This is a genomic window from Acinetobacter sp. FDAARGOS_515 (assembly GCF_003938865.1).
Classification (GTDB): domain Bacteria; phylum Pseudomonadota; class Gammaproteobacteria; order Pseudomonadales; family Moraxellaceae; genus Acinetobacter; species Acinetobacter ursingii.
Window position 1 is genome coordinate 3,499,590 of record NZ_RKIX01000003.1, and the last position, 12,172, is coordinate 3,511,761.

The 12,172-nt window shown below is 38.1% G+C and carries 3 protein-coding genes and 8 pseudogenes; 4 read left to right on the forward strand and 7 right to left on the reverse strand.

The genetic code is table 11. From position 1 onward, the window contains the following. Window positions 1-21 precede the first annotated feature (21 nt). The 4 genes and pseudogenes from EGS47_RS18235 to EGS47_RS18250 all read right to left on the reverse strand — a co-directional run. Window positions 22-300 carry a gamma-butyrobetaine hydroxylase-like domain-containing protein gene (locus EGS47_RS18235; protein WP_005003454.1) on the reverse strand — a complete coding sequence of 93 codons (279 nt, stop codon included), beginning with the start codon at window positions 298-300 and terminating at the stop codon, window positions 22-24. Beyond that, the gene (locus tag EGS47_RS18240) at window positions 290-1,282 is read right to left on the reverse strand and encodes a HEAT repeat domain-containing protein (RefSeq protein ID WP_005003451.1); all 993 of its coding nucleotides are present in this window, start codon (window positions 1,280-1,282) and stop codon (window positions 290-292) included. Before EGS47_RS18240 ends, EGS47_RS18235 begins: the two co-directional genes overlap by 11 nt. Before the next feature lie 63 nt (window positions 1,283-1,345). Then, window positions 1,346-1,590, reverse strand: a pseudogene (locus tag EGS47_RS18245) (4Fe-4S dicluster domain-containing protein). Window positions 1,591-1,608: 18 nt separating this feature from the next. Further along, window positions 1,609-2,655: pseudogene (locus tag EGS47_RS18250) on the reverse strand (fumarate reductase/succinate dehydrogenase flavoprotein subunit); the annotation flags it as partial. Between the two features lie 171 nt (window positions 2,656-2,826). Between EGS47_RS18250 and EGS47_RS18255 the strand changes: the two are divergent. Both EGS47_RS18255 and EGS47_RS18260 read left to right on the forward strand, forming a co-directional pair. Next, a pseudogene (locus tag EGS47_RS18255) lies at window positions 2,827-4,049 on the forward strand (tyrosine-type recombinase/integrase). 101 nt (window positions 4,050-4,150) lie between these two features. Beyond that, entirely contained in the window at window positions 4,151-5,359 is a 1,209-nt protein-coding gene (locus tag EGS47_RS18260; protein WP_000343018.1) for an IS256-like element ISAba26 family transposase, read from the forward strand. Between the two features lie 88 nt (window positions 5,360-5,447). On the opposite strand, the pseudogene EGS47_RS18860 reads toward EGS47_RS18260, so the two are convergent. Next, window positions 5,448-7,178 (reverse strand): annotated as a pseudogene (locus EGS47_RS18860) (UvrD-helicase domain-containing protein). A 5-nt stretch (window positions 7,179-7,183) separates the two neighbouring features. After that, window positions 7,184-9,276: pseudogene (locus EGS47_RS18270) on the reverse strand (ATP-dependent nuclease). Window positions 9,277-9,641: 365 nt separating this feature from the next. Between EGS47_RS18270 and EGS47_RS18275 the strand changes: the two are divergent. Then, window positions 9,642-10,556 (forward strand): annotated as a pseudogene (locus EGS47_RS18275) (chromate resistance protein ChrB domain-containing protein). A gap of 2 nt (window positions 10,557-10,558) precedes the next feature. Continuing rightward, window positions 10,559-11,907 (forward strand): annotated as a pseudogene (gene chrA / locus EGS47_RS18280) (chromate efflux transporter). A 59-nt stretch (window positions 11,908-11,966) separates the two neighbouring features. Here chrA and EGS47_RS18285 read toward each other — a convergent pair. Next, a pseudogene (locus EGS47_RS18285) lies at window positions 11,967-12,172 on the reverse strand (IS4 family transposase); the annotation flags it as partial.

Here is a 12,172-nt window from a genome sequence, read left to right on the forward strand (position 1 = left end):
TAGGCTAAAACAAAAAATCAGCTATAGATCAAGATTTTTCAAAAATACCCATGGAAAAATACCTTGATCATGTCCATCACTAAAACAGATTTGAGCGCCATACCCCTGATCAAACATAGCGGTAACTTGCACAGTATGTGCATCTACATCCGCTTGGTGACGTAGACGTTTGGCCTTACAGAAACCACAAGGGCAGATTTCGCGAAGTTGTTGATGGGTGATGAACAGATCCTTATCGGGCCATTTGAATGCAACGGTATGTTGTTGTACATCGACATGGATATTCGGTTTAAGTTGCATGCGCATATTCCCGAATCTGATCCAGACCGATACGAATTGCTTTACGCACTTCAGGATCAGAATCCTGTTCATGATCGCGGAGTAGTTGCGTAGATTGCTCGCCACCAATCTCACCCAGTGCCAGTGCAACTTCCTTACGTAAATTACTGATCTCATGCTTGAAATTTTCTGCCAGACCGTCCAGCGCCAATCTTGATTTTAACAATCCCAGACTTCTGGTCACCGCAATTCTGACCTGCCAGTATGGATCCAGCAATAATGGTAATAAGGCTTGCTCAAGTGCAGTTGCCCTAAGTTTACCGATGGTCAAAGCTGCTTCGACCCGCAATTGCCAATCAGGAGCGTGTAAAGCACTTCCTAATGCAGTGCTGACTTGCGGCGATATCTGCTGAGTATAGCTCAGCCCCCCAGTCGCAATACGACGTGTTTCTTGATCAATATCGTTCTGAGCAATATCAGCCAGAATGTCTACGGCCTGCTGTTGTTGCAACCAGCTTAAAGCACTGACTGCCTCGCGACGTACATGAATATCGCGATGTTGGGTATGTTGCAAAATACGGTCATATGAAGCAATTGATCGTAATGGTTTAAGCGCACGCAATATGGCAATTTTTACCATGCTATTATTGGAGTCCAGATAAGGTGTAAGGATCTCGGCAGATTCAGGATTTTTTACTTCACTCAGGCTTTGTGTCGCCGCATCGACCACCATCATTGAGTCATCATTCAAGGCATTTGCCAATGCCTGTAAGGATGCTGAATCCTCCCAACCCTCTAGTCGTTTTGCCGCTTCCTGACGAACGATCACTGCGGGATCATGCTGTAGTGCATAATGTAACCATGGTAAAAGTTCTTCGCGTTCTTCTTCTGCAATGTGCATCAGGGTAATGAAACGAATTTTTTCATCATTCGTGTTCAACTGCCTAAAAAATTCTTGATCATCTTCATCAAGATCAAGCACTTGTGGGTATTGAATAGACATGTATTATCCTTTTTCGATGTTATGAATGCAGCTGTTAACCCTCTAGGTCATTCTTCCAATAAATTATTTCAATAAATATGGAATATTGACCTGAATCGCATCTGTCGGGCAGTCCTTTTCACACGGCATGCAGTACCAGCATTCATCAAACTGCATAAAGGCTTTTGGGTATGCGGATCAATCGCCAGTAAATCCAGCGGGCAGACGTCTACACAAACCGTACATCCCTTGTCAGCAATACATTTATCTTCATCGACCAAAACTGGAGCGACGCTACGATGATTAATTTCTTTAAAAATAAGTGCCATTTGTCATGATCCTTCTGTTTAACCTGTCACAGTTTCTTTATGCGTTTTCTGGATACGAAGCTGATCATAGGACTGTGCTTCACTTTCATGAATCGGAACCACATAGGGTTCAATGGCCTTTTTAAAACTCACCATATTGCCTTGTTCATCTTTTTTCAGATGCGCATGGCAAAACCAGTTTTCGTTGTTTTTTTCGGGAAAATCTGCACGGTAGTGGTATAACCCCCAACGACTTTCAGTCCGAAAGAGTGATGCTCTAGCTGCCATTTCAGCGCAGTCCCGAATCACAGATACCTCTGCGGCGCGCATCAACTCATGTGGGTTGTGGACCGCAATCTGCAAAATATCCTGCTTGATTTCTTCAAAACGGCGCAAACCGATTTCCATCTTTTGTCGTGTTTTGGGCGGCTGTAAATAATCATTCACAAAGCGACGTAATTTATACTCGACCTGTTCAGGTGATAACCCTTCCTGACGAGATAACGGCGCATAGATTCTGGCTTTTTCCTGTTCAATCTCCGCCTGATTTAGCTTGCTGTCTTCGACATCCATCACGTATTGCGCGGCATTGACTCCAGCAAACCAACCATAGGTAAATGCACCTAACATATAATTATGCGGTACAGCGGCCATATCACCCGCACTATATAAGCCTTTGACCGAAGTTTCCGCTTTCTCGTTCACCCATACGCCGGATGCACTGTGCCCACTACAAAAACCAATCTCGGAAATATGCATCTCGACCATATCTTGACGATAATTTGTGCCTCGCCCTTGATGAAAACGCCCTCGGCTCGGACGCTCATTGCTATGTAAAATCTCCTCAATCGTCTGGATAGTCTCTTCGGCCAGATGATCAACTTTAAGGAATACAGGACCATTACCACTTTCAAGTTCCTGATAAAATTCCCACATCATCTGTCCGCTCCAGTAATCACATTCAATAAAGCGTTCACCTTTACTGTTGGCGGTGTAGCCACCTAGCGGTCCAGTAACATACGCACAGGCAGGACCGTTATAATCCTTAATCAGTGGATTAATCTGAAAGCATTCCAGATTGGATAATGCCAATTAACAATCTAACCTTCTATAAATACAAATCACATTACAACCTATCCAATTGATTCAACGATATTTTTATTCTAACCTTCCATAACAATGTAATACATGCAATTACCAATTTTTGTGAGTAAGATTGTGAGTAAGCCCTTTCAAAAATAGCGTTACTCACAACATATGCTGAACGATTTAAAAATCAAAAGATTAAAACCACGTGAAGAATTATACCGCATGGCTGATCATTCAGGGCTCTGTATAGAAGTCCGCCCATCTGGTAGCAAATTCTGGCGTTATCGTTACCGCTTTCTTACTAAAGCAAAAATGCTCACAATCGGTAAATATCCTGAAATTACTTTAGCATATGCTCGATTAAAAACTATTGAATATCGAGAGCAACTTGCCAAAGGAGTAGACCCAATAGGTCACCAGAAAAATGAACGCCTTGAAGCAATTAAAGCAAATAATGGTACATTTCGGTTAGTCGCAAGTGAATTTATAAATTCCCGAAAAGCTCAACAATCCAAGGAATGGGAACAACGCCGAAGCAGTTATTTTGAGAAAGATGTTTACCCTCTTATTGGTAACAAACCTATTCATGAGATTGACTCTATTGATATTAAAACTGTGCTTGATAGCACTATGGCAAGAATCAAAAAATCAGGAAGAGGCACAGGAGAAGTTAAAGGGATTTTTGTAAGACAAATCATTGGTGAGGTTATGGAATATGCAATTATCACAAAACGCATTTCTATAGATCCTACTTATGTTCTTAGGGGTTACATTAAACAGCCAGATGTAACCCATGCCAGACCATTAACTGAGTCTGAAAAAAAGTACTTATGCTTAAGCTCAATGCATACGGTGGCTCAATTAGCACACGAAATGCTATTAAAGCCGCAATATACACATGGCTTAGAAGCATTGAGATACGTCGAGGTAAAAAGGAATATATTGACTTTGAAGATAAGACATGGACGATTCCAGCAGTATCAAGGGCTGATATTTTGGCTGGCAAGCGCAATATGAAAAAGAACAGAATGCATGTTGTACCATTGTCTGACCAAGCCATTGAAATCATAAAAGAGCAATTTGCACTTTATCCAGATAGTGAATATATATTTGCAGGAGAAGACGGGGAAATGATGGGTAAAACCACATTGAATACAGCCCTGAGTAATATGAAATTAGAGTTCAGGATGCATACTCTAAGAGCAACTGCATCCACTGTGGCTAATGAGAATGGTTTTAATAAGGATTGGGTTGAATTACAACTTGCCCACGTTTCAGATAATAAAACAAGGGCATCGTACAATCATGCTCAATGGTTAAATGATCGTAAAACGATGATGCAATGGTGGGCTGAACATGTAGATAGTTGGGATAAAAATAATAATCTATAGTATAGGTATAAATTCTTTATTTTTTCGGGACTGTTCTAAATTTTGTGTAAGTACTTAATTTTCATTTATCCTTCAGAGGATAATTACAAAAGGTACTTCACATGGATGAAGCAACAATCAAAAGTATGGCTGCCGAATTGGCTAAAGGTCTAAAAACACCAGAAGACTTAAACCAAATGACAGCAGTCTTTAAAAAATTCATGATTGAAACTGCACTCAATACTGAACTTTCAGACCATCTCGGTTATGAAAAGCATCAGCCCAAGAAAGGCTCAAATAGCCGTAATGGGTTTAGTTCTAAAACCATTACAACTCAAGATGGACAACTGGCTTTAGATATTCCCCGTGATCGAGAAGGTTCATTTGAGCCACAAATTATCAAAAAGCACCAAACACGCATCACCAGTATGGATGACCAAATCCTCTCACTGTATGCAAAAGGAATGACTAATAGGGAAATTGTAGCCTTCTTCAAAGAAATGTACGATGCCGATGTGTCAGCATCTCTCATCAGCAAAGTTACCGATGCTGTGATTGAGCAAGTGACTGAGTGGCAAAATAGAGCCTTAGATAGCCTTTATCCTGTTGTCTATCTTGACTGTATTGTTGTCAAAGTCCGTCAGCACTCCAATGTGATTAACAAGTCCGTATACCTTGCTTTAGGCATCAATATGGATGGGCAAAAAGAATTACTGGGTATGTGGATTGCTCAGACAGAAGGTGCCAAATTCTGGCTGTCAGTCATGACAGAGCTAAAAAATCGAGGAGTACAGGACATTCTTGTTGCCTGTGTAGATGGATTAAAAGGCTTCCCTGACGCGATAGCCTCTGTTTACCCTCATACTGATATTCAACTGTGTATCGTGCATGTTGTACGCAATAGCCTGAGATTTGTAAGCTGGAAAGACTACAAAGCTGTTACGTCGGGTCTGAAAGCGATTTATCAGGCAAGTACAGAGGAAAATGCTTTAAAATCCCTAGACATCTTCTGTGATCAATGGAATCACCAGTATCCCAAAATTGGAGAATCCTGGCGGGCCAATTGGGAAAATATCCGAACGATCTTTAGCTATCCAGCCGAAATACGTCATGCAATTTATACAACAAATGCGATTGAGTCGTTGAATAGCGTAATACGCCATTCAACGAAGAAAAGGAAAATCTTTTCATCTGATGACTCAGTAAAGAAGGTCATTTACTTAGCAACATCAAATGCTGCGAAGAAATGGACGATGCCAATTCAAAATTGGCGTTTAGCAATGAATTGGTTTACGATTCAGTTCGATGATCGATTAAAAGATCATTTATAAAAAATGGAACTTACACAAAATAATTTACAGGCTCATTTTTTCCCAAAAAATATGTTTAAAAAGTTAGATACATAAGTTGAAAACAACTCTATGTATCTAAACTTAATTCTATTACATTCTCACTTCCAAATAGATTATTCACTGTTACAAGTGCTGTATCAGATAATGTCTGAGTAGCTAACACAGCCAGTCTCGTCATTGGGCGAGAAATCGATACATAGAAAAGATTACGAGCTCTATAAAAACCTTTTGTGTTTGCATTAGTCAACTTTTTAGTCTCAAGCAACTCGAGAAGCTGTGGCCATTTATAATTATTCCATCCACCACCTAAAACTACTAATACATTCTCAAACTCTGCCCCCTTAACACTGTGCTGAGTTGCAAATGGAGTTTGCTTTTCAATAAACTTTGTAACTTCGATTACTTCTTTATATGGAATTTCTCTTAATTTATTATAACGAAGTAGTGTTGAAGACATTTCCGTGTCAGGTGAATTTCTTAGAGAAATAAGCTCATCGTCTCGTCTAAGCACTCTATCTGGGGGGGAGGGACGTTTTGTCTGCTTAAGATGATCTATCACTTGCCCTATAGTCCCCTCTTGTCTTAGTTTTAATAATTGATCCATATCCCGTCGCCAACAAGATTTATCTTCATGCTTCGTTATTGCAGGCCTTGAGCCAAAGATTTTAAACATCTCACCATAATTTGATAAGCTATAGCTAACACTCATTGGTTCAACTATTTCTGCAAAAAATTTTATTACAGGGTCTTCTTTTTAGCAAATTGATCATTACGTCCGTCAAATACTTTAATTAATTGAGGGTATCCTTGTTCAGATGCTAAAACATTATGGCTTAACATCAGTATCTTAGTTTTTTCAATATCCCACCCTCATTTTGTAGCCTCTGTATCAAACTTGTACGAGTAGATCGAGCTATATCTATTGGTAAATCATCTTTAGAACTTCTCTCATCTGTTCGTTTCCCCTTATAAGAATTAGTATGAAAAAATCTAGCTTCACCTTTTGCATCTGGCGAACTGACAGCTTGTGGTAAGTCTAGTCTTAAATTATTTAATATATCTACAATTGCTGGAACTGATCGAAAATTTGATCCCTTTGCAATCTCTTCGATTGGATACTCTGCCAATTCATATTCACTACCATAAATAGTCTGCCAATGGTCTCCAAAAAGACCAAAAAGTGGTCCCACCTTTGGTTTTAAGAAATACTCTGTAATAGCATCCATAAATTGGCGATTGGTATCTTGATATTCATCAATAAAAACTACCGGAAACTGATTGCTAAATATTTTCCGAAACTTTTCTTTACTTAGTAATTTAGCCATCATCGTTGGGATATCATCATGACTCAGTGTAATTTTCTGATCATTAACACCAAAAAAGCCCAACTCGTATTCCACTGATTTAGACCCAATGCCACCACCTTGTTCAACTTTTCTTTTCTTGAATCATCTTCAATAAGAATCTCTCTTATGGCTTTTTGAAATTGGCGCATAAAAGCCCATGAGAATCCATGTATAGTATCGACTAAAATTGCTGGATGGTCTTCAATTTCTTGGGCAATCTCATTTCTTGCAACTTCCGTATAAGTAATACAAGCTACTTTTTTACCTGTTTGCGTTAATGATCTACCACGCTCCTTAATAATGGATTTTAGAGCATGAACTAAAGAAAATGTTTTTCCCGCACCTGCGCCAGCTTCTAGCCGGAAACTTCGTCCTGCTTTTATAGCTGCATTAATTTTTGCTTCAGCTAGTTGAGCTGCAATTATTGCTGGATTGTCTAGAATCTCACTCATGCTACTTATTCGCCTGTAGTTAATTCATAGTTTGATTTTTTATAGTGTCCATTTCAGATAACCAAATTAGACCTTCCTTGATATATCTTGGTGCCGACCAATCTTCTATTAGAATTGCATATTCTAAGGCGAAATCAGATTTAATAAGCCCTTGTGCTTTTTCCCAAGCAGCAACAGCAATATCTTGTCCTTCAGGTAATTCAAATTTAGAAAGATTAGCTAATATGAAAGCATCCTCATAACTTCTAGCGCATATATTAGTTTCTGGATCTTCTGGTATTTGATATGCAATTCTACGGAACTTAATTTGTTTCTCTTGAGCAGTTTTAGCAATCAAGACTGACGGGGAAATTTGACTATCCTCATTTTTAGCTTTTTTCTTAACTTTACCAGTATCATCGACTTCTTTAGGATAAAACCAGTTTTTAATGGCAGCATTAGATGTATTCTGACCATCAACTACTGGGCATTTCACCCATGCATCTTCCTGTTTTCCATTCTTAGTTATTTTGCCTTTTTTGTTGAATCTAGATCAGTGATTACTAACGTTTTCAACTCCAGAAAGTCAAGGAGTGGATAAAAAATATGCGCATGTGCTCCACCAACCTCAACACAAGTAACATATTGTCTGGCTAGTTTTTGTGGTTCATCAAGAGACTCATCAACTAATTGACATAACTTTGGCATTAATAAACGTTCTGTTGTCCCTTCAACTAAGATAGCTTTATCAGCAAAGTAAAGATCACATTTCGTTAAGGTCATATGATGTAAAAATTTTTGATCTTTAACAGAAATACTACTCAACCCCTTCTTAAAATCTTAACCTTTGTCTGACGTACGTTTTCTATCTTATGAATTTCATTATAAAAATATCTAACAGCATCAAATTTTGCAGCATTCGCAACATGTGGGGAGTGTGTTGTGATAACAAACTGGATATTCCATTTATCTTTGTTAGAATAATTTTCCGATAATTTTTGAACAGCCACATTTAATTGATTGATAAAAACCTCCTGCATTTGAGGATGTAAATGAGCTTCTGGCTCTTCAATAAATATTAAATGAGTAGCGGGGCTAATTGATTTTGATCTATAGATTTTGTGATAGCTTGCTAACTGTAGCAACATGTAAATCAAATTACGGGTTCCTAGACCATTATACCCTTCTGGTAAATGTACTCCATCAACTCCGCTATAAACGACCTTAGTATGCCCTGATAATAATGATTCCACGTTTAATGATGTCTCTGGTCTTATCTCAGTATCATTAAGACTTGGAAATCCCATTACGTTCATAACTGGTAATAATTCTTTAAGCATGCCATCAAAGTCGAGTTGGACATTATGCTCAATATTTTCAACAGATTGCTTTAATCTTATAGCTAAATTTTGATCTGCCTCAGCAGCAGATGGTGCTGTAGCTGTCTTAAATAGCTCACTAAGCAATTTACCTATTACATCAGCATCCCCTAGTTTTGTTTTATCAAGATTTCTTTGAGCTAATACAAAGTTACATTGTAATAATGCTGTTAAAGCAGATGTGCCTTCAAAATCTCTCGTATTTGTACTATCAGTAGGATCAATTGCACTTACATGAACCCCATAAGCTTTAGACAAATTACCCTTCAAATTTTTATAAAAATGTGTACGAGGTTCAACCACTGCGGAAGATGGGGTAAGGTCAAAAAGCAAATGCATATTTTTCAAAATAGGCCGATACTCAACTCGCGCAATAGCCGTTGTAGAGTCTTCATCTAAATCAATAATAAAAGGGGATAGAGAACCTAAATCAGGAGAAAGTTTATTATATTGAAATGTAAGTATAAGAGAAATTCGAGGAAGTGTTTCGAATATTACTTCTGAACTTTCCCCCGCCTCTCTTAATTCTTTAGCTTTTAAAAATTTTTCTCGTGATAAAACTGAAAATCCTCTAGCCGAAATCTTGTTCCAGATTCACCACAAAAACAATCAAAAATACTGGTAAAAGATGTCTTTCCACTATTATTACGTCCAACAATTACAGTTGAATTCTCTTCCAATCCGAATTCGACATTCTCAAGAAGCCTAAAACCTTCTACTTTAATTTTTTCAATGCGCATTATTATCCCCAATTATTTATTTTAAGCTTTTAAAAATTCGACTATGAATATAGCTTAATAACTAAGATATTATTATTTCTAAAAATAATAATATACAACTTAAGCATAAACTTTTTAAAGCTATCTAACATAATCTTCAAAATAGAAATTGCCATCTCTACAAGCTAACTACGACTGAGCCTTTTTTCAACACAATAGATCAGTAACGTAAACACATCGAATAGTTTTCAACTTTAATTTTACTTCAATCAAAGCTTGTCTGCCGCCCGTCTTAATATTTATCCTGATATAAGAAATCAGTTCTTAATATTTGTACCACGATACAAGCAATGTAATATAATAAACAAATAAGTTGAGTATATTACATGAAAATATCCTTGCTCATATCCTCGCTACCTACACAGAATACAACCACTCGTATGAGAGTCTGGCGATCTCTCAAAGCAAGCGGCGCAGCAATTCTAAGAGATGGCGTCTATTTGCTCCCTATTTCCCATAGTGAAAAGTTTGATCCTATTGCTAATGATGTTATCTCAGAACAAGGGCTGCTTATATCTTTCATGCAGAACAACCCTTAAATCTTGAGCTTGCTTCTTTTTTCAGTCGGAAAGAAGAATACGATGCTCTCTATAAACAACTGTCTGAATTAAGAGATCGGCAGACCAAAGATGAAAAGAAAGAGCTGCTCAAGCAAATCCGGAAATTAAGAAAAAGTATCGATGCGCTTGTAGAAATTGACTACTACCCCGATGAAACTCAAGCACAGGTTCTAATGAGCTTTCCTCTTTAGAACTTTCAATTGCACGTCTTGGTGAAGTGAATGAACCACTAGCAATACAAGCTCATATTCAACTTCTCGATAAAGCTAGTTATCAAAACAGAATTGGGCAACTCGTAAAAGACCTTGGATTGATCGCCTAGCTTCTGCATGGCTAATCAAGACATTTATTGATACCTCACCAACATTCATTTGGTTAGAAACGCCAAGTGACTGCCCAGAAGAGGCATTAGGATTCGATTTTGATGGTGCAACTTTCAGTCATATCAATCATTGGGTGACCTTCGAAGTTCTTTTACATAGTTTTGATCTAGAACACCTGCATTAAAGAAAATCGCTGAAATTGTTCATTACTTGATGTAGGTGGGATTGAACCTCCCGAAGCAATCGGTATTGAAAAGTTATTCAAGGAATTCGAAGTCAGATAAGTGACGATGATCAATTATTTGCATTATCGAATCACATTTTCGATGGCTTATATGCCAACCTATCAAGAGAATAATCATGGAACAAGAACTTGTTATAGAACCAGAACAAGAAATACAGTCAATTTCATTTTGGCAAGCATTTCTATTCTGGCTGAAATTGGGGTTCATTAGTTTTGGTGGGCCAGCAGGACAAATCGCTGTCATGCACCAAGAACTCGTTGACAAAAACGTTGGATTTCTGAAAAACGTTTCTTACACGCTCTCAACTACTGCATGTTATTACCCGGACCTGAAGCTCAACAATTAGCAACCTACATAGGTTGGTTAATGCACAGGACTATAGGTGGTATTGTTGCTGGTGTCTTATTCGTTTTACCTTCTTTATTTATCCTGATCGCCCTTTCATGGGTCTATGTAAAGTTTGGTGATGTTCCTATCATTGCTGGTCTCTTTTATGGAATCAAACCAGCTGTTGTTGCTATTGTCTTTCATGCAACTTACCGGATTGGCAGCCGATCATTAAAGAATAAGTTTTTATGGGCAATTGCTGCACTTGCATTCGTTGCTCTTTTTCTTTAACCTTCCGTTTCCTTTAATTGTTCTAAGCGCTGCAATCATTGGATACTTGGCAAGTAAAAAATATCCAAGCTTTTTACTGGTGGAAGTTCACATCAGCAAGGTAAAAAAGATTATGGTCCAGCATTAATTGATGATGATACTCCAACCCCAGAACATGCCATATTTAGTTGGAAGCACTTAGGAAAAATTTTATTTATCGGTGCAATTTTATGGTTTACACCCATTATAGGTTTGACTCTTACCTTGGGATGGGAGCATGCCTATACACAAATGGCTTGGTTCTTTACTAAAGCGGCACTGCTAACATTTGGTGGAGCTTATGCGGTATTACCTTACGTGTATCAAGGTGCTGTAAATTTTTATGGTTGGTTGAGTCCAACACAAATGATCGATGGTTTAGCACTAGGTGAAAGTACACCCGGCCCACTGATTATGGTTGTTGCATTTGTCGGATTTTTAGGTGGCTTTAATCATGCACTTTTAGGAAGTGATCATGTATTTTTAGCAGGTGCCTTAGGTGCTGTCATTGTTACTTGGTTTACGTTTCTATTTTCTTTCATTTTCATTCTAGCTGGCGCCCCAGTGATTGAATCAACACACAATGAATTAAAGTTTACTGCACCTTTGACTGCAATTACTGCTGCTGTTGTAGGAGTAATATTGAATTTAGCACTCTTCTTCAGTTATCACGTTTTATGGCCCAATGGATTCAACCATTCTTTCAACTATGAAGCCGCATTCATTGCAATTGCAGCATTCATCGCCTTGTTCCATTTTGAAGTCAAAGTCATGTATGTGATTTTTGCCTCTGCATTCTGTGGCTTGATTCTATATATTGGTGCATAAACTTATAGTTTTATTTCTTAATAAAAAAGGAAGCTAAGCTCACTGCTGTCCCACAAATATCACAAGAAGAACCTCAATTGAGGTTCTTCTTGTTTTCGCCATTTTTATCAGGCACAAAGAGTGACCTTAAAAGTTTCCTTTCAAATAAATTGACCTGAATAATTCTCAGTAAACGCTGAACACTCCATCCTTCTTGTGCCATGTGTTTAGCGAAGTTCACAGCAAATAGGCAATTAATGCAATCCATATTTGCGTTTGTATCGCA